Raw genomic sequence first — 25,509 nt, 5'->3', positions numbered from 1 at the left:
CGTATTAGCTGTTTCGAATTACAATTCCATAGAAAAGCATGTTGAGCATATCGTTAAGTATGGTGTCCAAGCTTTCGGTACGCCAATGCTCCAGGAAGAGAGGAACTTCAAGACCCTTCATTGCCGTTAGCAACACAACCGATGAGAGTTCAATATCCTTAACTTGGAAAACCTTCTGCTCAACCCCTTCGGTTAGCAAGGCTTTAATGATTGATACCTCCTCGGTATCGTACTTGGAGCGGAGTTTTTCAATCAAATCCAAATTATTAACATCCCTTTCGCTTACCAGAGTGTAATAATTTGCCATAACCTGTATAGCTTGCATTCGGGTATTTACGTATGCCCTAACCTTATCAATGGTTGTTAGGTCACTATTTAAAATCACGTTGATCTTTTCGCGAAGAGCATCCGCCTCCTTCTCTACCACAGCCTTAAAAATATCCTCCTTACTTTTAAAGTAGTAGTATATTGAACTCTTCCCCTTGCGAAGCGCTTGCGCTATATCATCAACTGTTGTCTTCTTAAACCCAAACTTTGCAAAAACCTCCGAGGCAATGCTCACAATGGCATTTTGCATATTGCTGTGAGCCATAGTTTTATTATCGTTATCCATATTTTTCGACTATTCGTTTGTTTTGGTCCAAAGGTATAGACAAAATTTTATTGTGCCAATAGATTTTTCGACTAAAATCATTAAATGGTCTAAAATGTTTTTCAACACATATCTATTGGTTTAATTATCTGCAAATTAAGGTCTATTATGGGTCGAGCAAAAAAAATAATTGTAGTAATGACAATTGATGTGTTACAGTTAATCGGAAAAATATACTTTTGTCTAATAAATTTTCTGTAAACGCAAGAGATTTAATTATAAATTGGAACAGTTAAAAAGGGTTTCCCTATGAAAAGAATTTTAGTAGTTGGCGCTGGCGGACAGATTGGTTCCGAGTTGACACCTCATTTGAGAAATATTTATGGCGATTCCAATGTGATTGCCTCTGATATTAACTGCTGTGCCTGCAAGCAACTTGGTGAGGCAGGCCCCTTAGAAGAGTTTGACGCTCTGGATGGGAAGAAATTTGCTGAGGTAGTTAAAAAGTACAAGGTAGATGCCATATACAATATGGTGGCATTGCTGTCGGCTACTGGCGAGAAGAATCCACAGCTTGCATGGAAAATTAATATGGGTGCGCTGCTCAACTCATTGGATATAGCCCTTGAGAACAAGTGCGCAGTGTTTACACCCAGCTCCATTGGCGCATTTGGCCCATCTACCCCGATGGATAACACCCCACAGGATACTGTAATGCGCCCAACCACTATTTATGGTGTGTGCAAAGTTTCTGGCGAAATGCTAAGCGATTACTACTTCCAGCGCTTTGGGCTCGATACGCGAAGCGTGCGATTTCCAGGGATTATTTCAAACGTAACCCTACCAGGCGGTGGAACTACCGATTACGCAGTGGAGATATATTATGGTGCCATTAAGGAGAAGAAGTTTACGTGCCCCTTGCCTCAAGGAACTTTCCTTGATATGATGTATATGCCCGATGCGCTTAACGCTTGTGTTGATTTAATGGAGGCCGACCCCTGCAAGTTGGTGCACAGAAACAGTTTCAACGTGTCAGCTATGAGCTTTGAGCCCTCGCAAATTATGGCTGCTATTCAGAAGCGAATCCCCGAATTTATTATGGATTACGATGTAGATCCTGTGAAGAAGGCCATCTCGGCCAGCTGGCCAAACTACATGGACGACAGCTGTGCCCGCGAGGAGTGGGGATGGAATCCGAAATGGAACCTGGAGACCATGACCGACGATATGCTAAAGGTTATTGGTGAGAAGCACGCGAAGGGGTTGATCTAGAGTAAAAATATCAAAAGATATTTAAGCGGGCATCCATTTGGTGTTGGATGCCCGTTTCTGTTTTTTCAAATTATCAATATCTTTACACAAAATTGATGTGTATGAAGAAATTGGTAGTGCTTACTGGTGCAGGTATATCGGCCGAGAGCGGCATTAGAACCTTCCGTGATATGGGAGGCCTGTGGGAGGAGTACGATGTGATGGAGGTGGCAAGTATCGAGGGCTGGAACAAAAACCCAGCGCTTGTGCAGCGATTCTACAACGACCGTCGCAAACAGCTATATACCGTTGAGCCAAACCCTGGGCATATTGCTCTGGCTCAAGCCGAGAAAGATTTTGAAGTACATATCATTACACAAAATGTAGATAACCTGCATGAACGGGCGGGTAGCACCCAAATTATCCATCTTCATGGGGAGCTTACCAAGGCACAATCCACGGGTGATCCAAACATTATATACGATATCGGTAACAGGGAGCTAAAAATAGGCGATGTGTGTGAACAGGGGCATCAGCTTCGGCCACATATTGTTTGGTTTGGCGAGCCTGTACCCATGATTGCCCAGGCCGCTGAGGTTGCTGCGCAAGCCGACATTTTTGCAGTGGTGGGCACTTCGCTAAACGTATATCCTGCGGCAGGACTGCTCGACTACGCTCCCATGGGTATTCCAATTTTTCTAATCGATCCGCACGATGTGGCCGTTTACTCGCGCCGCGATGTCACTTTCATTAAGGAGCCAGCCTCTACGGGGGTTAAGAAAATGCTGGAAATGCTAAACCAAATGGAATGAATTCTCGAAGAATTATCTTAGCTTTTGCGCTATTTACCGTTACCTCAGCCGCTTTGTCTCAGAACTTTAATGGTGGTTTGCTGGCGGGGATATCCGCAACGCAGGTCGATGGCGATGGGCATGGAGGATACAAACGCGCTGGCCTAGCGGCAGGTGTTTGGGTTGGTAGGACTATATCGACAGAGTGGGCCATTCGCACAGAGCTGAAATTTTTGCAAAAAGGCAGTTATCAACAGTTTAAAGATGATATTGGTGGTGTTATAGGCTTTTACAGCATGCGGCTAAACTACATCCATATGCCATACCTTATTGAGTATCACTTTCGCGAAAATATAGTTCCTTTTGCGGGTATATCCGTAGGCTACTTATGGAAAGCCACTGAGAGCAATATGGATGGTACCTACCCCGAGGAGGATATTGCCCAATTCCGCAAGGTTGAGGTGGCTGCATCAGCTGGGGTAGTGTATATTATTAATAAAAACTTCAGCTTCTGTACCTCTTACTCGTACTCCACTTTTCCCGTACGACCGCACAAGGGGAACATTTCCTATAGGCTAAACAGAGGGCAGTTCAACAACGCGCTGCAATTCTACCTTAAGTATAATTTTTAGCTGGCGGGAAGTGCAATAACATTAACAAACAGAATAAGCAATATAAACGGATTTGTAGGTGCTCCGTAGATAGGTTGGTGCAATGCGAGCAAACTTATTTCATTTCTGTTTGCCGTTCAAAGACATTAGTGGTTTTAACCTACAAAACAACAGATTGACAAACCCCGGCAACCTTGCCCTGTAAGCCAAAGATTGAAAAAAATTGTTTTTTGCTGGTCAACAGCTACAATTTTAAATACTAATGTGTATTTTTATTGATTTTAGACTTGAATTTATGAGCCCAGTCTAAAAAGCCCTTTTACCCCTAAACCTGCCTGCTGCAGGCAGGGGGGGGCTTTTGCAAGTTGCTTATTTTTAGGCTTTACCCTGCCTGCCGCTTGCGCAGCATTCAGGCAGGCTTTAGGGTTAGGGGTAAAAAAGATAAAAATCAGCAGCTTGGGGGCTTTTTATACTGAACTCATTTATTATAAAAAAATATGGCAAAAAAAGCAAAACAGGCGATAAGCATAGAGCAATACAAGCACTCCGACAAAGAAAGGTTAAACAACCCACCTGTTGGGCTGGTAAATAAAAACACCGACAAAGAAACCGGACAAAAAAAGAAAAAATACGAGTACGACCCACACCTCGACCCACAGCTGCAATGGGCAGGCAAAGCCGAACATACCTCGTTTGAAGTTCCTACCGTTTCGCTGCATGTTCATGAGCGTATCGATCCAAAATCAATAATAGATACGGTAAAGAAGGAAGGTGCAAAACACCAGCAAATGTCCTTGTTTGAGCAACACGACAAACCCTTGCGCGAAGCCATAGAATTTTACAAACACAAGGAAGGCTGGACAAACCGCCTTATTGCCGGCGACAGCCTTTTGGTAATGAATTCCCTTCTTGAAAAGGAAGGAATGGCCGGCAAGGTGCAGATGCTCTATTTTGACCCTCCTTATGGTATTAAATATGGTAGTAATTTTCAACCATTTATCGATAAAAAGGATGTTAAGGATGGTAGTGATGATGATTTGACACATGAACCTGAAATGATTAAAGCATTTCGTGATACTTGGGAATTAGGAATTCATTCATATTTAACTTACTTGAGGGATAGATTACTTCTCGCAAGAGAGCTGTTGCATGAAAGCGGAAGTGTGTTTGTTCAAATCTCTGATGAAAATATGCATCATGTAAAAGAGATTTTGGATGAGGTATTTGGAGTTCAAAACTTCGTTAGAATAATAAGTTTTCAAAAAACAAGTGGACAGGAAACAAAGGTTTTAGCTTCAACTGTAGATTATTTATTATGGTATTCAAAGGATAAGGGAAAGGTAAAATATAATCAACTTTATCGTTTTCGCGAAATTGGAGATACATCTCTTGATAGATATGACATGCTTCTAAAAGAAGATGGGACAACACGGAGATTATCAAAGAAAGAAGTAGAAACAGGTATTATAGATGAATCAGGTAAGAGATACCAATTAGCAGCCTTGTATTCTGATGGGGCATCATCAAAAGAACAGGCTTTTGAATTCGAAGGAAAGATTTATAAACCACGCTCTGATACACATTGGAAAACCACCTTAGAAGGCATGAAAAAACTCGCAGAGGCGAATAGAATAGAGATTATGGGCTCTGTGCTTCGATATAGAAGGTTTGTTGATGACTTTCCAGTAATTCCTATCACAGATAGATGGGAGTCAATGATGTTAGGTACTCAAAAGAACTATGTCGTTGAAACTTCATATAAGGTTATTCAAAACTGTATCTTAATGACGACAAATCCAGGAGATATTGTGTTTGATATTACTTGTGGTAGTGGTACATCTGCATTTGCTGCTGAACAATGGGGCAGACGATGGATAACCTGTGATACCTCAAGAATAGCCTTAACATTAGCAAAGCAAAGATTAATGACATCTAATTTTGATTATTATCAACTTGCAAGGTTGGACGAAGGAATATCAGGTGGTTTTAATTACAAAACTGTTCCTCATATTACGTTAAAAAGTATAGCTAACAACGAACCACCCGGTGAAGAGGTTCTTTACGACCAACCTAAAATAGACTCGAAGAAAACCCGTATAACCGGCCCTTTCACCGTAGAAAGCATCCCAGCACCCTTCGTAAAAGATTTGGAAGGAGCATTGGAGAGCGAAATGGAAGCCGACAAATCGGTTACCCGTACAGGAGAAACCTTACGGCAAGACCAATGGCGCGATGAATTAGCACGCACAGGTGTGCGCGCCAAAGGGGGTGCCATGATTGAGTTTAGCCGCATGGAAGCCATATCGGGCACAAAATATATTCAGGCTCAGGGTGAAACTAAGCCTGCCCTGAGCGCAGCCGAAGGTGGAGGCAAACCCGAACAGGTTTTAGTGGTTTTTGGCCCCGAACATGCCCCGTTGGAGCAACGCACTGTTGAGCTGGCCATTGATGAAGCACGCTATATGAAGCCCGATATTTTACTGTTTTGTGCATTCCAGTTCGATGAAGAAGCCGCCAAAGATATTGATGAAATACCGGAAGCAAGTATTGGTTTCAAGCTGCTCAAAGCCCAAATGAACATGGACTTGCAAACCGAAGACCTAAAAAAGAACCGTAATACCAACCAAAGTTTTTGGCTTATTGGCCAGCCCGATGTCCGTTTGCATGAAATTACCGATGGCGAAGATAAAGGAATGGTGAGAATTGAAGTAATGGGCTTCGACTATTTCAATCCCAAAAACGGAAGCATTGAAAGTGGTGGCAAGAAAAACATTGCCATGTGGTTACTCGATACCGATTACGATGGCCGCAGCCTTTTCCCAAAACAGGTATTTTTCCCTATGGCCGGGGCTACCGATGGTTGGGCAAAACTGGCCAAAAACTTGAAAGCCGAAATTGATGAAGAAAAAATTGAAGCATTCCGGGGAACAGAGTCATTGCCCTTTGCACCGGGCAAACAAATAGCCATAAAAATAATCGATGACAGGGGCATTGAGAGTTTAAAAATTATCACTCGATAATCCAATCATGAAAAAGGAATTTATTCAAGAACTGTTTCAAAAATTTGAAGATGCCTGTTATGTTCACGAGGGTTTGGAGTGTTGGAGCGCAAGGGATCTGCAAGAAATATTCAATTACACCGAATGGCGAAATTTTCAGAAAGTGATTGAAAAAGCAGCCCAATCTTGTGATAATGCCGGAGAAACAATTTCCAATCATTTTGTTGATGTCAACAAAATGATAAAACTCGCTAAGGGTGCGGAAAGAGAGATAAAAGACATTGCGCTCACAAGATATGCATGCTATCTGATAGCTCAAAATGGCGACCCCTCAAAACCCGAAGTAGCTTTTGCCCAAACCTATTTTGCCGTACAAACCCGCAAACAGGAATTAATTGAGCAACGCTTACTGGATGTAGCTAGGGTTTCTGCCCGTAACAAGCTATCGAAAACTGAAAAAAAATTATCGGGGATTATTTATGAACGGGGCGTAAACGAGAAGAGTTTTGCCATTATTCGTTCCAAAGGCGACCAGGCTTTATTTGGCGGAAAGACAACCTTGTTTATGAAAAACCGGCTAATGGTGCCCACCGGCAGGCCATTGGCCGATTTTCTGCCTACCCTTACCATCAAAGCCAAAGACTTTGCTACCGAATTAACCAGCCATAATGTGGTTGAAAAAGATTTAAAGGGCGACCGGCAAATATCAAAAGAGCATATTGATAACAACATGGCTGTACGAAAAATGCTACTCGAACGGGGTGTAAAGCCTGAAGAACTTCCACCGGCAGAAGATATAAAGAAAATAGAACGAAGGCTGGCCAGTGATGAAAAGAAAGTATTGAAAGAAGCCCAAAAAGAACAGAAGAAGAAAAAGTAAGGCGCATGAAACAAATTGACAAACTAATCCTCTGTTCGCCCTATAATGAGCCTCACGCTTATTGGGACAGAGATGCCCAAACACAGGAGTTTTTTCAGCAAGAAGGCCGTCGCCCCGCAGGATATACTATAGCAAGTCCTAGTTCAAAAAAAGGTGTAGTTGTAGGCGAATTTATTGAGATTCCTTTAGTAAACCATATTCGGAAAAGAATTAAAGAATGGCAGGCGGATAACCGTCCCGGCCTTACCGGTGTTAGCCGCGAGCTGCTGGAGCATTGGGAAGACAAAAACCTCCGAACAAACCCTTTCTTCTTTTGCCAATTGGAGGCCATTCAGGTAATTATGTTCCTAATTGAAGCCCCCGAACACTATAAAACTGGTATTACAATTCCATCCGATGGTGGGGAATTTATCCGCTGGTGTAATAAAATGGCAACTGGTTCAGGAAAAACAACCGTAATGGCCATGCTTATTGCATACAATATTCTTAACAAGGTATCTTATAAGCAAGATTCCCGGTTTTCGAAAAATATTTTGGTGGTTGCTCCTGGCCTGACAGTAAAGAGCAGACTTGCGGTTTTACAACCTGCCGATGAGAACAACTATTACAATGAGTTTAATATTGTGCCAACAACCTTAATGGACAAGCTCAGGCTTGGACAGGTTAAAATTATAAACTGGCACATGCTGGCCTGGGATTCGCAGGATAAATTGGACGCTAAAGTAGAAAAAGGTCAGCTTCGTAGCGTGGACAAACGCAAGCAAATGGAGATTAGCGATTCGGCATATGCAAAAGCTGTATTAGGCAATATGGCCAATGTACGCAATATTCTTGTAATTAACGACGAAGCCCACCATGCATGGCGTACAGCAGGTGAAAGTAAGGTTAAGCAGGTTAAAAAAGAAGATATTGACAATACGGTTTGGATTGGGGGATTAGATAAACTAAGCAAACAGGTAAATATCTTACGTTGCCATGATTTTTCTGCTACGCCTTATGCCCCAACGGGTAAAAAAACTACCGAAGGTGGATTGTACGAATGGATAATCAGTGATTTTGGGTTAAATGATGCTATCGAATCGGGTTTGGTAAAAACACCACGTGTTGTTTTTCGTGATGATGGGAAATATACTTCCGACTATAAATCCCGTTTGTATCACATCTATATGGATGAGGATGTAAAGGTTGACCTGAATCAAAAACAGGTTCCAAAAGAAACCGTTTTGCCAGAATTAGTTACTAATGCATATGACTTATTGGCCAGCGATTGGCTAAAAACAAAAAAGGAATGGGAAAAGGTAAAAAACATCAATATTCCCCCGGTAATGATTACCATTGCCAATACAACCGTAACTGCTGACCGTATTAAACACTATTTCGATTCTGGTAGCTGCAACGTAAAAGAGATATGCAACACAGAAAGAACCTTGCAAATCGACAGCCAGATTATAGGTAAAATAGAAAATGAAGATGATACCCTTTCCGGTTCAAAGCTGGAACAGGCTCAACAACTCCGCGAAAAAGTCGATACAGTTGGAAAACCCGGAAAACCCGGAGAAAAAATAGAAAATGTAATTAGTGTAGGCATGTTAACCGAAGGTTGGGATGCTAAAAATGTTACCCAGATAATGGGATTACGGGCATTTTCTAGTCAGTTACTCTGCGAACAGGTTGTTGGCCGTGGTTTACGCCGTGTAAGCTATGAATTTGACGAGAATCTAATGTTGGAGCCGGAATATGTAAACATATTTGGTGTTCCTTTCTCCTTTATCCCTCATGAAGGTGGAGCATCTACACCTCGTCCTCCAAAACCAAAAATGCAGATTGAACCAACTAAGGAAAAGAGTAATTTTAAATTGTCGTTTCCGAATATATTACGGATTGATACCATTTACAAATCATCGCTGCAAATTGATTACAACGAAGTAAAACCCATTGAGATAAACCCAGAAGATACCATTACAGAAGTGGAGTTTGGCTATCAACTAAAAGAAGCTATCATCCCTTCAAAAATGAGTGAGATTGATATTAAAGAATTCACCGAAAGGTATCGCTTACAATCTGTCATTTTTAAAGTGGCTACTAGTATTTTCGGTACTCAAAAATACAATTGGAAAGGAAATCAATACGACTTTTTAGCACAACTGTTAAAACTTACCGAGGAATTTTTAGAATCCAACCGCATAATAATCAAAAGTAACCTTTTCAATCGTGACAAAGTACGAAGAAATATTCTGCTAACCCTTAATGTTTCAAGAATCATTCAGCATTTTGGTATGGCTATCAAAGACCAGAACGCCGAAGTGCTTTCACCTGTTTTTGATGCCGAGCGACCTATTCGGTCAACCTCCGATATGCCAACATGGTATAGCTCTAAACCCAATGAATGGCACGAAAAATCGCACGTGAACTACACCGTTTTTGACAGTACATGGGAAGCCAACAATGCAAGCATCATCAACAAGCATGAAATGGTGCGTGCTTTTGTAAAAAACGACCATTTAGGATTCTTTGTAAAATACAATTATCGTGGAGTTCTAAAGAATTACATCCCTGATTATATAATTGAATTGACAAATGGAGATAAGCTAATTCTTGAAGTAAAAGGACAGGATAGTGATGAGAACCGCGTTAAACGGGAATTCTTAAACCTTTGGGTAAAAGCTGTAAATGAAACAAAACGTTTTGGCAAATGGCATTGGGCAGTTGTTTTTAATTCTTCAGAGGTTCATGATGTTTTAAATTCATACAAAGAATTCCCTACCGTCGCCTTCTTACCCCAAAAGGAAGATGCTAAACCGGAAGAAATTAAAACTCAGGGGGAGCAACTTGCTACATTCTATAGCTTACCAAAAGATAAAATAAAGTCTGCTGGCTCATTGGAAAAAATGGTAAAAGTGGTGATGAAAGAATTGCTTACTTCTAATATTGAAAATATAATTAGAACCATAAAAGAAGTATCCAAAGAATCGGGTGAAGATTTTGTCGACAATGAAGAATTGCAAGAAAAGATTTATACATTCCTTGACGGGGTAACTCCAACCGATACCAAAACTTTTGATGCCCGTATTCGGAGCATGTTGAAAGATGCCAAAAAACTTGAAAAGCAAAGTTTCAGCTTTTTAATTTCTGCCGAATACTTAAACGATACTCTTGTTTTCCAATCTTCGGAAGACTTTAGCCCCTACATTCTTCAAATGTCAAGGGCAGTAGAAAGCGAAATGCTTTTAAAATTATTTATACCATTTACTAATTTTATTCGTGCAGAGAATCCACATACAAATATTACTTACGAATACGATTTACAGAGTAAAAGGACCTCACTATTTGCCAATATGGTAGTTAATAATCGCACCACCTATACCTTAGGTAATATGTGTCATATTCTCTCGAATCTTAATGATGATTTTTTGCTCGATAGAAGCGAGATTACTAAAGACTTTTACGAGTTCATAAATGAGAATTATTCACCGGAATTATATGCAGATGATTTTATAGCAGACTTGACAGAGTTATTGAGAAAGTACAGAAATAAATCTGCACACACAATGCTACTTTCAAGAGATAAAGCAACCGATTGTAAATTTTTAGTGAGGAAAATATTAACGAAATTTTTAAGTGAATCAACCCAATAGCCGCCTTTTTTCCCTCCCAGAACATTGGTGTCGATGGGGATAAAAAATCAAATTTGTGCTTCATAAGGAGATTTGTGCGGCTAGACATACTGTTAATTAAAGGCTTAAGTAATTGGCGAGTAACCTAAATTAGATAAACAACCACATACAATGCGGTATATAAAACTTTTGACGGATAGGGTTAACTTGAAGATTGATACTCCCTCTAAACTTTGAAAAGTTTTTTAAGCGGCCAAAACCTAAAGGGGTTCGCACCACGTACATTGGAAGAGTATAAAAATCCAGATAACAGAAAAATTCTTGAGGTATCGACCCGTATTGAGGGCGAGCACTACACGGAATGGACACGGCTTGAGGAAATTATGGGCTTTGCCGAGCAAATGGGTTATAAGCAAATTGGCATCGCCCACTGCGTTGGACTAAACAACGAGGCCAAGCTGCTAAAGGATGTGCCTGATAAAAAATTTACCGTGCATACCATCTGCTGCAAATTTTCAGGTGTCAACAAAAAAGATTTAGACCTACCTCAAATTATGTGCGATAGGTATGAAGCCATTTGTAACCCAATAGGACAAGCCATGGTGCTTAACGATTTAAAAACCGATTTGAACATAATTGTTGGGCTATGCATTGGCCATGATATACTTTTTACCAAGTATTCCCAAGCACCCGTTACAACATTTATAGTAAAGGATAGGGTTACCAGGCACAATACCGTCGCCACGCTTTACTCGAGCTGCTACCAGAAAAAGCTAACTTGAACCACTCACGGGGTGATTATCTACATAGCAAGTAATCACCCCGTGAGTATTTAAAACTATTCCCAGAGCCCCTCAACGCTTAGGTATCGTTCACCCGTATCGTAGGCAAAAGTGAGAATGGTTTTACCAAACGGAATAGCAGCTAGCACTTTTGCAATGGCAGCCAGCGATGCACCTGTTGAAATGCCAGCCAAAACCCCTTCTGTTCTTGCCAATTGCCGAGCCATTGAATATGCCTCATCGCCCTGTACCTGCACCATCTCATCTAGGATATCCAAAGCAAGTATTGGTGGGATAAACCCAGCGCCAATGCCCTGCAATGGGTGCGGTGCTGATGCATTACCACTTATTACAGCTGAGGCAGATGGCTCAACGCCTATCACCTTAACCTGTGGAAATGCCTCCTTAAGCGTTTTGCCCACACCCGTAATATGCCCACCAGTTCCAATACCGGTGATTAAATAATCGATGCCCTCGGGAAAATCGTTAATAACCTCCACTGCGGTAGTGCGCATATGCACCTCTGGGTTTGCCAAATTCTCGAACTGCATAGGCATAAATGCACACGGTGTATTGGCTACAATTTCCTTTGCCTTAGCTATTGCTCCCTTCATGCCCTTTTCTTTTGATGTGAGAACAAGCTCTGCTCCGTATGCTTTCAGCAGCATTCGCCGTTCAGCCGACATCGACTCTGGCATTACCAAAACAACCCGATAGCCCTTTACCGCTCCAACCAGCGCAAGGCCAATGCCCGTGTTGCCCGAGGTAGGCTCAACAATTGTACCCCCCGGTTTTAGCAGTCCCTTGCCTTCGGCATCGGAAATCATGGCATGCGCAATTCTATCCTTTATGCTGCCACCTGGGTTGGCACGTTCCAATTTTATCCACACCTCGTGATTTGGGAAAAGTTTACCTAACCGCAAGTGCGGTGTGTTACCAATTAGCTGTGTTGATGTTGTTATTTTCATGATTAAGTGATTGGTTGACCCTGCTTGCCTGCAGGCAGGCTGCCTGACTGATGTCGGAGGGCAGGTTGATTGATTGCCTGCCTGACTGACGTTTGCGGCAGGCAGGGATGATTGATTGGTTGAATGATTGTGTTTATTGACTTTTGACTTTTCGACTTTCTGACTTTCGACTTCTGTCTTCTAATTTCCGACTTCCTATCTTTCAACTCAACGAGTAATCCCGGGTTGTTATCCTCACCTTATTGTCGTGTTGTACAATGGAAAAAGGGGGTACACTCTCGGTAAGCCAAACATTACCACCTACTACGGATCGCATACCAATGGTAGTTTTGCCACCAAGTATGGTAGCACCAGCGTATATTACCACATCATCCTCAATTGTGGGATGGCGCTTAACTCTGGCCAACTCCTTGCTTACGCTAAGTGCACCAATGGTTACTCCTTGGTAAAGTTTTACTCTTTTTCCAATTACTGCCGACTCGCCAATCACTATACCGGTTCCATGGTCGATAAAAAATGGGCTGTCGATACTTGCCCCGGGATGAATATCAATTCCCGTTTGGGAGTGAGCGTACTCGGTCATTATCCTTGGAATAAGAGGTACACCCAATGTTTTCAGCCTATTGGCTAACCGGTAAACCGCAATGGCTAAAAATCCGGGGTAGGTCATTACCACCTCCTCAACGCATGTGGTTGCAGGATCGTTTCCCTCAATAAAGGTAGCATCGGTAAGAAGCTGTTCTTTTATGCTATCCAACGAAAGCATAAATTTTTTGGCTAATTCTTGTTGGGCGTAGCGCTCAACCGTGGGCGTTTTTTTTAGCAAAGCCTTTAGCTGCTTTTCGAGTTTCCTTCTGCTAATACTTTTGGGCCTTCCGCCATCAATAAATTGGAAAAGATTGTGAACCAAATTATTTGTAAAACTAATGGTGCTTAACTTCGATGGCAATGTTTTAAATTTCTCGTGCTTCATGGCGTGATGATATTATAAAAAAAGCCCCTCCAGAATGGAAGGGCTCACTATTTTACCTGTCAAATTAATCTATTACAGATGCATTGTGTATGGGCATACCCTTCGCGTTTGGTTTGCAAACCAACAACAACAAACGGTATTAATATAATTTTGTAAATGAATCATCTGCCTGTTTATTAGGGTACAAATATAAATAATTTGTAATACAAATAGATTATTTGGGAATAATGCCTCTCTAAGGGTATTAAACTTATCAAATGGTATGCTGTCATAATAAGTAACAATCGAAATCCAAAATTTGTTTCGCATGAATAGAACCATTTTCACTTTGTTTTCTGCAGCATTGCTGCTTGCTTCAACATTTGCCCATGGGCAAAAAATTCCCCTAACCCACGATGTGTACGACTCGTGGAAAGATATGGAAAGACCAAACATCTCGCTACGTAACGGTTTAATTTCTTTTGAGATAAATCCGCAGGATGGCGATGGAGTGCTGCATATTACTAATCGGAATAGAGATTTTGAGAAGATGTTTGAGCGCGGAACCCGTGCCCAACTCGCCCCCAATGGCAATTTTGTCGCTTTTACCATTAAACCCACCAAGGCTGAGGTTCGCAAGGCCAAGCTGGCCAAAAAGAAGCCCGACCAAATGCCAAAGGACTCGGGTGGAGTGTACTTCCCACATTCCGACGAGTGGTTTGGCTATAGCAAGGTTAAGAACTTTGGATTTGGAGAGAAGGATGGACAATGGGTTGGTATTTTAACCGAGTATAAAGCACAAGAGCCCAAAGCCGAAGAAGCAGCTGATTCCACAAAGATTGAAGACAAGCCTGCGCGCAAGCCGAAGAAGAAATCGAAAAAGAAGGAAACCCTACTAACCCTTCTAAATACAAATGATAAATCTACCCAAGAGTTTTTGTACGTAGAGGATTACGTTTTTGCCGAGCAAGGGAACTATGTCGCCATATCGCATACCAGTGCCGACTCCCTAGAGCAAAATGTTTTAACGCTTTTTGATGCCAACTTAGGACAGGGCAAACAAATCTTTCAGGAGAAAGGTGAATTGATGAACCTTACCTTTAGCAAGGATGGTAAAATGTTGACCTTCCATTTTAGCGCCGATTCTGGAAAGGTAAAGATTTTCGATTTGTACCTATGGAAAGAGGAGCAGGAGCAAGCTACCAAAATACTCGACGCCTCATCGGCAGGAGTACCAAGTGGCTGGGTGGTTAGCCAGTATGGTAAGCTTCGCTTTAGCGACAGTGGAAACCGGCTGTTTCTATCAACCTTTCCCAAACCGATGGAACAGCCCAAGGATACGCTTACTAGCGACGAAAAGGTAATATTTGACCTTTGGAGCTGGACTGATACCCTGTTGCAGACACAGCAAAAGGTAAACCTAAGAAGGGAGCAGCGAAAGTCATTTCTCGGGGTGTATGATATCAAAAAGGAAACCTACACGCAGCTTGCCGATAGGCGTATGGAGATGGTTAGAACCGACCCCAGGGGCAATGCCAAATACGCCATTGGCGTAGATAGAACGCCCTATATGTGGAGTATGACCTGGGATTACCCCACGGGAAGCGATTACTATTTAGTAGATATTGATTCGGGTGAGCGAAGGCTAATTGCAAAGAATAACTCTAGCTTTCCAACCATATCGCCCAATGATAAGTATTTGGCTTTTTACCAACCATCGGACAGTACTTGGTATGGGATGAATACGCGAAATATGAAATCGTTTCCCCTTACAAACGGCATTAACACTAATTTTTACAACGAGGCAGATGATAGGCCAAGTGAGCCCCGACCATACGGAATGGCAGATTGGCTTACTGATGGAAGAACACTATTGATATATGACCGTTACGATATTTGGCAGGTGGATGTTGGTGGTCGAAGAAGCCCCATTTGCCTTACCAATGGCCACGGAGAGGCCAATAAAATAAGGTATCGATACCAAAGGTTAAGCACTGAAAACGAAGGAATCCCTTCGGGCGAATCGATGATGGTATCACTTTTCGATGAGATGACCAAGCAATCGGGTTTTGCGATGGTGGTTCCTGGACGGTCAACCACCCCAAGGGTGATGCTGAAGGAGCCATACCGATATTCGGTAAGGGCCAACAGCGAGGATCTATCCACACTGCTGTGGACACGCCAGTCGTATTATGAGTACCCCGATCTTTGGGTTAGCACCGCTAACTTTACCAACAGCACCAAGCTGTCTAGCACCAATCCGCAGCAAAGTCAATACTTATGGGGATCCGTGGAGCTTACCAAGTGGTACGACTTTAACCGCAATGAGGTGGAAGGGTTGCTTTACCTTCCCGAAAATTTCGACCCCACCAAAGAGTACCCCATGATGGTTTACTTTTACGAGCGCCATGCCGATAACCTGCACACACACCACAAGCCAGCGCCCGGGCGCTCGGTTATCTGCCCCACATTCTACGTTAGCAATGGGTACATCGTATTTATGCCCGATATTGCATACCTCGAGGGGCTTCCGGGAAGAAGTGCCTACGATGCCATTATTAGCGGCACCATGGCAATGGTTAACAGAGGTTTTGTTGATATTAATAGGATTGGCGTTCAGGGTCAGAGCTGGGGTGGCTACCAAATTGCCTACCTAGTTACCCAAACCGACCTGTTTAAAGCCGCCTCGGCGGGTGCGCCGGTTAGCAATATGACCAGCGCCTACGGTGGAATTCGCTGGGGGAGCGGCTTGGCGCGTATGTTCCAGTACGAGCGCACCCAGAGCCGAATTGGAGCTACGCTGTGGGATCGGCCAATGCACTACATAGAGAACTCGCCCCTGTTCTATGCGCCAAGGGTAAACACCCCGCTGCTTATTCGCCATGATGATGCCGATGAGGCAGTGCCATGGTACCAAGGCATTGAGCTATTCCTTGCCCTGCGCAGGCTCGAAAAGCCCGTTTGGATGATAAACTACAACGACGAGGCGCACAACTTGGTACGCCGCGCCAATCGAATTGACTGGACCATACGTATGCAGCAGTTTTTTGACCATTACCTAAAGGATGCACCTGCACCCAAATGGCTGAAGTACGGAATTCCCCAAACCGAAAAAGGGGAAATGGGATACGAATTGGTAGAGTAAACAAATCTGCATAATGCACAAAAAAGGGCTACCAATTACGGTAGCCCTTTTTTGTGTCTTTTCAATATTCTAGCAATTAAAACTATTTAGCAGATTTGAATTCCTGTTCTTTTAATTTCAGATAGGAATCCACTTGAATCGCTATCTTTTGAAAATAAAATGGGTTCAATTCTGTCGTCTATCTGTCTCCTTAATTTCCAAAGCAAAGGTTGTGTGGAAAAAAAATCGCCTTCAATTTTATCAACAATAATGGCCACATCTATATCACTATCCTCGTGGTTCGTGTTTTTTGCATATGAACCAAAAAGATAAACAGTTTCAACAAGGAAGTGCTCTTTTAGCAAATCACTGTATTTTTTTGCAATTTCTATAGCCTTTCTTTTATCCACTGCTGTAACGCTTTTGTTTGGTTAATTAGTTCAATACATTTTTGCTCATTCAAGCTTTTCAGAAGCCTTTCTTTATGTGAAGGATAAGGAGTTTCAATGTTTAAAGGTTCAATTTGATCAATAAAATCTTTTTGATCTTCGGAGAATAGGTTGTAAAAACCTCCCTTTTTTGCCAAATAAGACAAGCTGTGAGAATAAGGAGCAACTTCCGATAAGCTAGAAGTATAAAAAGCCTTGAAAATTTTCTCAATTGTTTGATGACACATAAAGCCAACGTAAAGGAATCTGCGGCTTTTGAGCATTGCTACAGCAGTTTCCAAATCGTAATCCGGCAAGTCTAACCAATACTTTACCTTTTCATCCATTAGCAAGTTGGACTTAGAATCCAAAGATACAAACAATTGCTTTAACTTTAGCACATCAGGTAAGCTGTGTAGTTAAGCAGCCTACCCCAAAACTTTTACCGCACTATTTATTCTGCTAACCGTTTCGTCGCGCCCAAGCAGCTCGCAAATATCGGCAACACCAGGGCCTTTCGACTCGCCCACTAGGCTTAGCCTAAGCGCATTCATCACCTTGCCCATTCCATATCCTTTCTCGTTGATAAAGTTTTTTATTGCTGGCTCTATATTGGCAGTTTCAAAGGTTTCAACACTCTGTATCACCTCTATCAGCTCACGCATAATGGAAGCTGTGTCCTCTTTCCAGAATTTTTTCACAGGTGCTTCGTCGTACTCACTTGGTGCCACAAAAAAGAACGATGCCTGCTCCCAAAGCTCGTGGGTAAAGCTTACGCGCTCCTTCACCAGCCCAACAATCTTTTCCACCTTATCAATATCGGCACTTGCTCCATTTGCCTCAACTATTTTGGCAAATTCCCGGGCCAAATCTTTATCATCTCTTTTTATAAGATATTGATGATTGAACCACTTGGCCTTCTCAGGGTCGAATCGCGCACCCGACTTGTTTACTCGCTCAAGCGAGAACTTTTCAACAAGCTCATCCATAGAGAAGATTTCCTGATCGGTCCCTGAGTTCCACCCCAGCAGTGCCAGCAAGTTTACAAAGGCATCGGGCAGATATCCATCCTCGCGGTAACCACGGGAAATTTCGCCCTGTGCCGATTTCCACTCAAGCGGAAAAACGGGGAATCCCATCTTATCGCCATCGCGCTTGCTTAGCTTACCATTTCCACTGGGCTTTAGCAGCAACGGAAGGTGAGCAAATTGCGGCATTTTATCGGTCCACCCCAAAGCACGGTAAAGCAAAACGTGAAGCGGCAACGATGGTAGCCACTCCTCGCCACGAATAACGTGCGAAATTTGCATCAGGTAGTCGTCGGTAACGTTGGCCAGATGGTACGTGGGTAGCATATCGGCACTTTTAAACAGCACCTTATCGTCAAGGGTAGATGTATTTACGGTTACCTCGCCACGGATTATATCGTTCATCACCACGTCCTCGTTCTCGGGCATTTTAAATCGGATAACCCACTGCTCGCCTGCATCAATGCGTTTCTGAACCTCATCGGCAGAAAGAGCCAGCGAGGTTTGCATATTGTTTCTGATTTTGTAACCGTAGGTAAAGGCTTCGCCCTTGGCCTCGGCCTCCTTGCGCATAGCATCCAGTTCCTCGGCAGTATCGAAGGCGTAGTATGCATTGCCCGACTCAACCAGCTGATCGGCATACTGCTTGTAAATTGCCTTACGCTCGCTCTGGCGGTAGGGTCCAAATTCGCCACCCTCGGCAACGCCCTCATCTATATGAATTCCGCACCACTTCAACGATTCGTTGATATACTCCTCGGCACCCTGCACAAATCGCTGCGAGTCGGTATCTTCTATACGCAGAATAAAGGTTCCGCCGTGCTGGCGAGCATAAAAGTAGTTGAAAAGCGCGGTGCGCACACCGCCAATATGTAGTGGTCCAGTGGGACTTGGGGCAAACCGTACCCTTACGTTTTGTTGCGACATAATTTTGTACTTTAGTTTTGTTGCAAAGATACTAAATGTACGCCATTTGTTATAAATTTGGGGAGTTACATAATTTCACATAACTTATGCATCTAAATTTTTATATATGGAATGGCTTTCGACCCTAGCGGAGAATCCTTTTTATGAGTTCACCTTTATTCTTCTTTTTGCTGCCATACTGGGTGCTGTTGGGCAGTTTCTGAAACAGCCGTTGATTGTTGTTTTTATAGCGCTGGGAATTATCGTAGGCCCTTCGCTGCTCGATATTGTAAAATCAAAGGAGAACATCGAGCTGCTTGCCCATATTGGCATTGCCATACTGCTCTTTATTGTTGGGCTTAAGCTCGACCTGCGAATCATTAAATCTGTTGGACGTATTGCCCTTATGACTGGCCTCGGCCAAGTGCTATTTACCTCATTGATTGGTTACTTTATTGGCATATCGCTTGGGTTTTCTAGTCTTCACAACTTTTACATTGCGCTTGCCCTTACCTTCTCAAGCACCATTATCATTGTAAAGTTACTTTCCGACAAGAAGGAGATTGATTCGCTACATGGCCAGATTGCCGTTGGTTTCCTTATTGTACAAGATATTGTTGTAATCATAGTGATGATAGTGCTTGCCACCATGGGCGATAGTGAAGAGGGAACAATCATTAATCAGATAGTAAGAACCGTGGCATCGGGCGTTGGCTTGCTGCTCCTTACGTTCCTGATGATGAAACTTATTATACCCCGCTTAAGCCATTTCATTGCCAAATCGCAGGAGTTACTGTCTCTATTTGCCATTGCCTGGTGTATTGCTATGACCTCGCTAAGCGAGTACATTGGATTTAGCGGCGAGGTGGGCGCATTTCTTGCAGGAATTAGTTTGGCCTCGTCCGATTTTAAGGAAGCCATTAGCAGCAGGCTTGTGAGCCTTAGAGACTTTCTGTTGCTTTTCTTTTTTGTTAGCTTGGGATCGAACCTTAACCTTTCGCTTATTGGCGAGCAGGTTCCTTCAGCCATCATCTTTTCGGTGTTTGTGCTTGTGGGTAACCCCATTATTGTGCTAATTATTATGGGGGCAATGGGGTACAGAAAGCGTACCGCATTGTTGGCCGGTTTTACCGTTGCGCAAATTAGCGAGTTCTCCCTAATTTTTGCGGGAATGGGTTTAGCCATTGGGCATATTACCGATGAGGTGGTTGGCTTAATTACCCTTGTTGGGTTAATTACCATAGGGCTATCAACATACCTAATTCTGTATTCACACCAAATATACAATCTACTTGCACCCGCTCTTAGCATTTTTCAACGAAAGAACCCCTACAGAGAGTCAGGCATCGATTTGGAACAAAAGCAGAAGGTTGGGGTGATTATATTTGGAGTCGGACGATTTGGAGGGAAGGTGGTTGAGATGCTCGATTTGCATCCAGAGCTCGACTACGTTGGTGTTGATCTTGACCCCGATGTGGTTAAAAATTACCAAAAAAAAGGCAAGCAAATGGTATACGGAGATATTGAGGATCCCGATATCTTGGAGCATATTCCGTATAAGGATGCTAAATGCATTATAAGCACCGTCCCGAACAAGGAGTACTCATTGCATTTAATCAGAAAACTACGCAAAGGGGGATTTAACGGAAGGATTTATCTCACCGCACGCGACGAGGAGCTTGAAGCGGAACTGAATGCCTGTGAGCTATGCAACGACTTTGAGGTATTAATGCCATACCAAATGGCGGCAAGCAACTTTTACAATGATTTTTTGAAGTCAATTTGCTAACCTGCAGAAGCCTTTCTAAACCTTTACCCTGGCAACAGATCAAAAATGGTGAATCTAAACATATAATCCGATGAGAAGACTAATCACACTTTTTACCGCTGTAATTCTTTCGATTGTATCAATTGCTCAAGATCGAATTACCGGACACAACTTCGCCACTCGTTCCGAGGTAATTGCCCAAAACGGAATGGCTGCCACCAGCCATCCGTTGGCCACACAGGTTGCTCTCGATATTCTTAAAGCAGGTGGGTCGGCAGTTGATGCCGCCATTGCAGCCAATGCTGTATTGGGTTTGATGGAACCAACCGGTTGCGGCATTGGTGGCGATCTGTTTGCCATTTTGTGGGACGCAAAATCGCAAAAACTACATGGGCTAAATGCCAGCGGACGCTCGCCAAAAAATATGTCGCTTGAATATCTAAAAGAAAAAGGTTATAAGAAGATTCCCTCGTATGGCCCTCTGCCAGTTACCGTTCCCGGTGCGGTGGATGGATGGTTTGAACTTCATAGCAAGTTTGGCAAGCTCCCCATGGATAAGATACTACAGCCCGCCATTGCCTACGCCCGAGGAGGGTTCCCCGTAACAGAACTTATTGCCTACTACCTCGAGCGTTCGGGCCGTATTCTTGGGCAGTATCCAAACTTTAAGGAAACATATATGCCCAACGGCAAAATGCCCGCCAAGGGCAAAATTTTTAAAAACCCCGACTTGGCCAACACCTATCAGAAAATTGCCAAAGGCGGTCGCGATGCTTTCTACAAAGGCGATATAGCCAAAACCATTGCCAAGTACATTCAAGAGCAAGGTGGATTTTTAACCTACGATGATATTGCATCGCATAAATCGGAATGGGTAAACCCAGTCTCGGCAAATTACCGAGGTTACGATGTGTGGGAACTGCCCCCAAACGGGCAGGGTATTGCCGCACTACAAATCCTAAATATTTTAGAGGGATTTGATATTGCTTCAATGGGCTTTGGTAGCGCCGAGTATCTGCATCACTTTATTGAGGCAAAAAAATTGGCCTACGAGGACAGGGCACACCACTACGCCGATATGCAAGTGGAGAACGTGCCGCTAGATCGACTTATTTCAAAGGACTACGCTGCGGAACGGCGGGAACTGCTAAACCCCAACCGCGCTGCCCGCAGCTATGAGCCAGGCAGCATGGACACGCCCAGCACCATTTACCTCACCGTTGCCGATAAGGATGGTAATATGGTGTCACTTATCCAAAGCAACTACCGAGGAATGGGCTCTGGAATGACCCCCTGGGGCTTAGGCTTTGTGCTACAAGATAGGGGCGAAGGGTTTAACCTTGAGGAGGGTTATTTAAACACATACGCCCCCGGCAAAAGGCCATTCCATACCATTATCCCTGGGTTTATTACCAAGAATGGCAAGCCATACATCAGCTTTGGTGTGATGGGTGGCGGCATGCAGCCCCAGGGCCACGTGCAAATAGTGGTAAATATGATTGACTTTGGGATGAACTTGCAGGAGGCTGGCGATGCGCCAAGGGTACAGCATATTGGCTCGTCGGAGCCAACTGGCGAAAAGATGACAGATGGCGGAACCGTTCTGCTCGAAACAGGATTCGATTGGGAAGTCATTCGTGCGCTCATTGGCAAAGGGCATAAAATACAGTGGGATTTAGGTGGGTTTGGCGGTTACCAGGCTATCATGTGGGATGAGAAGAATGGTGTGTACTACGGCGCATCGGAATCGCGAAAGGACGGTCAGGCGGCTGGCTGGTAGCATCGAAATAATAGTTATTCTAAAGGACTTTGTCTCGTTTTGTGAAACGGCAAAGTCCTTTTTTTCTAAACAAGTAATTTAGAGTTATTCTTATCTGCGGTTAAAGTATATTTAGGCGGAAAATATTACACAATTACTTGCAAACCAAAACCTTTTTTCAATGAAAAAATCAATTCTATTTTTTAGCTTAATGCTAGCCTTTTTAGGGCTTAGTGCCCAGGAAAACATGGAGCCAGAGGTGGTGTTTAAGGGCAGTGCCCGTATCATTATGGCTGATGGAGAGGTTCTTGAAGGTGAAGCCTCTTACTCATGTATAAATGTTAACAGAATCCGCTTTACACCTGCCGATTCTAAAACGGAGAGCCTAAGAATTAAGAATGTTCAGGAGTTCTTTATTGATGATATGCATTTTGTGAAGCTTCAAACGCCTGGGATTTCAATAGGATCGAGCGATCAAGTTGCCCGCAGGTTAAACCCAGAGGGACGCAAGATATCTCTTTACGAGGTGATTACCCAAGGTTCTATTGGAACCGGTGATGGTAGTGGTGGTTTTGTATACAAAACCCATAGCACCGTTTATATACAGTTCCCCGATATGAAATCGCCTCGAGCAATAAATGATTTAGCATTCTCCCCTTTCCACAAAAAGATGAGTAAGCTGGTGAGCGATTGCAAAGAGTTGAGCAAAAAGATAGCCAACAAGGAGGATGGTTATAAAGTGTCGATGATTACCCCTCCCGAAATGAAACTTGAGTTACTGTTGCGAATAGCTGAAGAGTTTGAGGCCTGTAAGTAACTTATTATAGATGTATTGCCAAATCGATCACTCTTTTGCAATGCAGGGGTGATCGATTTTTTTGTGGTTGCACCATATATTTTTTAGATTTACTTGCAAAATCACTTTTGGATATGAGTAACGTTACCAACCTTCGAGGCCATAAGGAGGTTTACCAAACCCTTGAGAAACTAGATATTAAATTCGATTACCATGAGCATCCACCAGTTCCTACTGTGGAGGAAGCCTCAAGGTATTGGGCTGGGATTGACTCGGCACATTGCAAAAACCTATTTTTCCGAAACCACAAGGGCAACAGGCACTATATGGTGGTGTTCGATTACCGTCAAACCCTCAATATTCGCGATTTGGAGCAAAGGCTAAAGCAGGGAAAGCTATCGTTTGCCTCGCCAAAACGGATGATGAAGTATTTGGGTCTAGAGCCGGGCTCGGTTTCACCATTCGGACTAATTCACGATACCGACAACCACGTGCACCTTTTTATTGATAAGAACTTGGAAGAGGCTCACCACATCAGCTTTCACCCCAACCTCAACACCGCATCGCTGGTAATTTCGCAAGCCGATTTTAGAAAGTACCTGCAGCATATTGGTAACAGCTATGAGTATATAGAACTATACGATGTATAAATGGTAAGGTGGGGGCTAAACCATTTCTCTTAAAAAATGTTTATCTTTACAGTTCAAATATTAGTGGAAAGATTTGATTGATTGCAACCACAATAAAAAATGCTAAAACAGTGTTTTTGTCCTGCAATTCTACCAAACCTTCCCAACTTTTTTTAATAATCTTTTAAATTACAAAAAGCATGGGATATTTATTTACATCCGAAAGCGTATCGGAGGGGCACCCCGATAAGGTGGCCGACCAAATCTCTGACGCACTACTTGATGAGTTCCTAAAACAAGACCCCGACTCGAAGGTGGCTTGCGAAACCCTTGTGACCACTGGGCTAGTTGTGCTTAGTGGCGAAGTAAAATCGAAAGCATATATTGATGTTCAGCAGGTGGCTCGTGGCGTTGTTCGCGAAATTGGCTACACCAAGTCGGAGTATATGTTCGATGGCGACAGCTGCGGCGTTATCTCCTCTATCCATGAGCAATCGGCCGATATTAACCGGGGTGTTGAGCGCGAGCAGGAAACTGAGCAGGGCGCTGGCGACCAGGGTATGATGTTTGGCTACGCTTGCCGCGAAACCGACGAGCTAATGCCTTTGGCCATTGTGCTGTCGCACATGATCCTTATGGAGCTATCGAAAATCCGCAAGGAGGGTAAGGTGATGAAGTACCTACGCCCCGACTCAAAAAGCCAGGTAACCATAGAGTACAACGATAACGGCCAACCCGCTCGGGTGCATACCATTGTGGTATCTACTCAGCACGATGAGTTTGATGCCGATGAGGTGATGCAACAGGTGATTAAGCAGGATGTAGAAAAAATTCTTCTTCCGCAGGTAATTGCACTATTGCCCCAGCGCACAAAAGATTTGTTTAAGGACGATTTCATTTTGCACGTAAACCCTACCGGCAAATTTGTAATTGGTGGGCCACACGGCGATACCGGCTTAACTGGGCGTAAAATTATTGTTGATACTTACGGAGGCAAGGGTGCACACGGTGGTGGTGCCTTCTCGGGTAAGGATTCATCTAAAGTGGATCGTTCTGCAGCCTACGCTGGTCGGCATATAGCCAAAAACCTTGTGGCTGCAGGTGTTGCCGATGAGGTACTGGTACAGTTGGCCTACGCCATTGGTGTTGCTCAGCCCGTTAGCGTGTATGTTAACACGTACGGCACATCAAAGGTTAGTATGCCCGACCATGAGATTGCCCAAAAGATTAACGAGCTGTTCGACCTAAGACCCGCCGCTATTGTTGAGCGTTTTGGGCTTAAAAATCCTATTTTTAAAGAAACCGCAGCCTATGGGCACTTCGGTCGCGATTTTTATCTAAAAGAAGTTCAAATGGGTGGTGGCAATGGTGCGCCAGCCTACACCAAAGAGGTTGAGTTTTTTGCCTGGGAAAAGTTAGATTTTGTTGATAAGGTAAAGGCCGCCTTTAACTTATAGTATTATTTAATATCACTACTGACCGATTAATAAATATAGATTTCTCGCTTCGCTAGAAATGACAGGCTATTACGCTGTAAGGGGTGAGGGGGTGAAGGCGGCTACGCCGCCTTCACCCCCTCACCCCTTAGACCTCTTGAAAGTACTGTCATTTCGAGCGAAGCGAGAAATCTA

19 protein-coding genes are annotated in these 25,509 nt (G+C 43.3%); 13 read left to right on the top strand and 6 right to left on the bottom strand.

Annotated features, from left to right (window positions below):
* Positions 1 to 4: 4 nt before the first annotated feature.
* Positions 5 to 613, bottom strand: coding sequence for a TetR/AcrR family transcriptional regulator (locus tag G8O23_RS09455; protein WP_166364131.1), 609 nt, complete (start codon positions 611 to 613; stop codon positions 5 to 7).
* 288 nt (positions 614 to 901) lie between these two features.
* On the opposite strand from G8O23_RS09455, the gene G8O23_RS09450 reads away from it, so the two are divergent.
* From G8O23_RS09450 to G8O23_RS09420, 7 genes are all read left to right on the top strand, one after another.
* Positions 902 to 1,864 carry an NAD-dependent epimerase/dehydratase family protein gene (locus tag G8O23_RS09450; protein ID WP_166364129.1) on the top strand — a complete coding sequence of 321 codons (963 nt, stop codon included), beginning with the start codon at positions 902 to 904 and terminating at the stop codon, positions 1,862 to 1,864.
* Positions 1,865 to 1,965: 101 nt separating this feature from the next.
* Positions 1,966 to 2,655, top strand: coding sequence for an SIR2 family NAD-dependent protein deacylase (locus G8O23_RS09445; RefSeq protein WP_166364127.1), 690 nt, complete (start codon positions 1,966 to 1,968; stop codon positions 2,653 to 2,655).
* Positions 2,652 to 3,266: an outer membrane beta-barrel protein gene (locus G8O23_RS09440; RefSeq protein ID WP_166364125.1), complete on the top strand. Its 615-nt coding sequence runs from the start codon at positions 2,652 to 2,654 to the stop codon at positions 3,264 to 3,266. Before G8O23_RS09445 ends, G8O23_RS09440 begins: the two co-directional genes overlap by 4 nt.
* Before the next feature lie 476 nt (positions 3,267 to 3,742).
* Positions 3,743 to 6,265, top strand: coding sequence for a site-specific DNA-methyltransferase (locus G8O23_RS09435; RefSeq protein ID WP_166364123.1), 2,523 nt, complete (start codon positions 3,743 to 3,745; stop codon positions 6,263 to 6,265).
* Positions 6,266 to 6,272: 7 nt separating this feature from the next.
* Positions 6,273 to 7,124, top strand: a complete 852-nt coding sequence (dinD, locus tag G8O23_RS09430) for a DNA damage-inducible protein D (RefSeq protein ID WP_166364121.1) — start codon at positions 6,273 to 6,275, stop codon at positions 7,122 to 7,124.
* Positions 7,125 to 7,129: 5 nt separating this feature from the next.
* Positions 7,130 to 10,759, top strand: coding sequence for a BPTD_3080 family restriction endonuclease (locus G8O23_RS09425; RefSeq protein ID WP_166364119.1), 3,630 nt, complete (start codon positions 7,130 to 7,132; stop codon positions 10,757 to 10,759).
* Positions 10,760 to 10,971: 212 nt separating this feature from the next.
* Complete coding sequence (locus G8O23_RS09420) at positions 10,972 to 11,520, top strand: DUF1847 domain-containing protein (protein ID WP_166364117.1); 549 nt, start codon at positions 10,972 to 10,974, stop codon at positions 11,518 to 11,520.
* Positions 11,521 to 11,576: 56 nt separating this feature from the next.
* Here the strand turns inward: G8O23_RS09420 and cysK are convergent, their stop codons facing one another.
* Together cysK and G8O23_RS09410 are read right to left on the bottom strand one after the other, a co-directional pair.
* Positions 11,577 to 12,488: a cysteine synthase A gene (gene cysK / locus G8O23_RS09415; RefSeq protein ID WP_166364115.1), complete on the bottom strand. Its 912-nt coding sequence runs from the start codon at positions 12,486 to 12,488 to the stop codon at positions 11,577 to 11,579.
* A 202-nt stretch (positions 12,489 to 12,690) separates the two neighbouring features.
* On the bottom strand, positions 12,691 to 13,461 hold the full coding sequence (locus G8O23_RS09410; RefSeq protein ID WP_166364113.1) for a serine O-acetyltransferase: 771 nt from the start codon (positions 13,459 to 13,461) through the stop codon (positions 12,691 to 12,693).
* 307 nt (positions 13,462 to 13,768) lie between these two features.
* On the opposite strand from G8O23_RS09410, the gene G8O23_RS09405 reads away from it, so the two are divergent.
* Positions 13,769 to 16,585 carry a S9 family peptidase gene (locus G8O23_RS09405; protein WP_166364111.1) on the top strand — a complete coding sequence of 939 codons (2,817 nt, stop codon included), beginning with the start codon at positions 13,769 to 13,771 and terminating at the stop codon, positions 16,583 to 16,585.
* 86 nt (positions 16,586 to 16,671) lie between these two features.
* Here the strand turns inward: G8O23_RS09405 and G8O23_RS09400 are convergent, their stop codons facing one another.
* The 3 genes from G8O23_RS09400 to gltX all read right to left on the bottom strand — a co-directional run bounded on the left by G8O23_RS09400 (position 16,672) and on the right by gltX (position 18,947).
* A complete protein-coding gene (locus tag G8O23_RS09400; RefSeq protein ID WP_166364109.1) occupies positions 16,672 to 16,974 on the bottom strand; it encodes a nucleotidyltransferase domain-containing protein in 303 nt (100 codons plus the stop codon).
* Positions 16,953 to 17,339, bottom strand: a complete 387-nt coding sequence (locus G8O23_RS09395; RefSeq protein WP_166364107.1) for a HEPN domain-containing protein — start codon at positions 17,337 to 17,339, stop codon at positions 16,953 to 16,955. Before G8O23_RS09395 ends, G8O23_RS09400 begins: the two co-directional genes overlap by 22 nt.
* Positions 17,340 to 17,420: 81 nt before the next feature.
* Complete coding sequence (gltX, locus tag G8O23_RS09390) at positions 17,421 to 18,947, bottom strand: glutamate--tRNA ligase (protein ID WP_166364105.1); 1,527 nt, start codon at positions 18,945 to 18,947, stop codon at positions 17,421 to 17,423.
* 106 nt (positions 18,948 to 19,053) lie between these two features.
* Here gltX and G8O23_RS09385 point away from each other — a divergent pair, with 106 nt between their 5' ends.
* The 5 genes from G8O23_RS09385 (at position 19,054) to metK (ending at position 25,335) form a co-directional block, all read left to right on the top strand.
* A complete protein-coding gene (locus G8O23_RS09385) occupies positions 19,054 to 20,715 on the top strand; it encodes a cation:proton antiporter (RefSeq protein ID WP_166364103.1) in 1,662 nt (553 codons plus the stop codon).
* A gap of 70 nt (positions 20,716 to 20,785) precedes the next feature.
* Positions 20,786 to 22,474 carry a gamma-glutamyltransferase gene (ggt, locus tag G8O23_RS09380; protein WP_166364101.1) on the top strand — a complete coding sequence of 563 codons (1,689 nt, stop codon included), beginning with the start codon at positions 20,786 to 20,788 and terminating at the stop codon, positions 22,472 to 22,474.
* Positions 22,475 to 22,634: 160 nt separating this feature from the next.
* A complete protein-coding gene (locus tag G8O23_RS09375) occupies positions 22,635 to 23,270 on the top strand; it encodes a hypothetical protein (RefSeq protein WP_166364099.1) in 636 nt (211 codons plus the stop codon).
* A 113-nt stretch (positions 23,271 to 23,383) separates the two neighbouring features.
* Positions 23,384 to 23,899: a prolyl-tRNA synthetase associated domain-containing protein gene (locus G8O23_RS09370; RefSeq protein WP_166364097.1), complete on the top strand. Its 516-nt coding sequence runs from the start codon at positions 23,384 to 23,386 to the stop codon at positions 23,897 to 23,899.
* Between the two features lie 179 nt (positions 23,900 to 24,078).
* On the top strand, positions 24,079 to 25,335 hold the full coding sequence (gene metK, locus G8O23_RS09365) for a methionine adenosyltransferase (protein WP_166364095.1): 1,257 nt from the start codon (positions 24,079 to 24,081) through the stop codon (positions 25,333 to 25,335).
* Positions 25,336 to 25,509 lie beyond the last annotated feature (174 nt).

The organism is Perlabentimonas gracilis (assembly GCF_011174675.1).
Taxonomy (GTDB): domain Bacteria; phylum Bacteroidota; class Bacteroidia; order Bacteroidales; family Tenuifilaceae; genus Perlabentimonas; species Perlabentimonas gracilis.
This window is presented reverse-complemented; position numbering and strand designations above follow the sequence as displayed.

What these genes read in the sequence shown, in the direction of transcription:
- G8O23_RS09455 (WP_166364131.1), bottom strand. Translation starts at nt 613, where the DNA reads ATGGATAACGATAATAAAACTATGGCTCACAGCAATATGCAAAATGCC.
- G8O23_RS09450 (WP_166364129.1), top strand. Translation starts at nt 902, where the DNA reads ATGAAAAGAATTTTAGTAGTTGGCGCTGGCGGACAGATTGGTTCCGAG.
- G8O23_RS09445 (WP_166364127.1), top strand. Translation starts at nt 1,966, where the DNA reads ATGAAGAAATTGGTAGTGCTTACTGGTGCAGGTATATCGGCCGAGAGC.
- G8O23_RS09440 (WP_166364125.1), top strand. Translation starts at nt 2,652, where the DNA reads ATGAATTCTCGAAGAATTATCTTAGCTTTTGCGCTATTTACCGTTACC.
- G8O23_RS09435 (WP_166364123.1), top strand. Translation starts at nt 3,743, where the DNA reads ATGGCAAAAAAAGCAAAACAGGCGATAAGCATAGAGCAATACAAGCAC.
- dinD (WP_166364121.1), top strand. Translation starts at nt 6,273, where the DNA reads ATGAAAAAGGAATTTATTCAAGAACTGTTTCAAAAATTTGAAGATGCC.
- G8O23_RS09425 (WP_166364119.1), top strand. Translation starts at nt 7,130, where the DNA reads ATGAAACAAATTGACAAACTAATCCTCTGTTCGCCCTATAATGAGCCT.
- cysK (WP_166364115.1), bottom strand. Translation starts at nt 12,488, where the DNA reads ATGAAAATAACAACATCAACACAGCTAATTGGTAACACACCGCACTTG.
- G8O23_RS09410 (WP_166364113.1), bottom strand. Translation starts at nt 13,461, where the DNA reads ATGAAGCACGAGAAATTTAAAACATTGCCATCGAAGTTAAGCACCATT.
- G8O23_RS09405 (WP_166364111.1), top strand. Translation starts at nt 13,769, where the DNA reads ATGAATAGAACCATTTTCACTTTGTTTTCTGCAGCATTGCTGCTTGCT.
- G8O23_RS09395 (WP_166364107.1), bottom strand. Translation starts at nt 17,339, where the DNA reads ATGGATGAAAAGGTAAAGTATTGGTTAGACTTGCCGGATTACGATTTG.
- gltX (WP_166364105.1), bottom strand. Translation starts at nt 18,947, where the DNA reads ATGTCGCAACAAAACGTAAGGGTACGGTTTGCCCCAAGTCCCACTGGA.
- G8O23_RS09385 (WP_166364103.1), top strand. Translation starts at nt 19,054, where the DNA reads ATGGAATGGCTTTCGACCCTAGCGGAGAATCCTTTTTATGAGTTCACC.
- ggt (WP_166364101.1), top strand. Translation starts at nt 20,786, where the DNA reads ATGAGAAGACTAATCACACTTTTTACCGCTGTAATTCTTTCGATTGTA.
- G8O23_RS09375 (WP_166364099.1), top strand. Translation starts at nt 22,635, where the DNA reads ATGAAAAAATCAATTCTATTTTTTAGCTTAATGCTAGCCTTTTTAGGG.
- G8O23_RS09370 (WP_166364097.1), top strand. Translation starts at nt 23,384, where the DNA reads ATGAGTAACGTTACCAACCTTCGAGGCCATAAGGAGGTTTACCAAACC.
- metK (WP_166364095.1), top strand. Translation starts at nt 24,079, where the DNA reads ATGGGATATTTATTTACATCCGAAAGCGTATCGGAGGGGCACCCCGAT.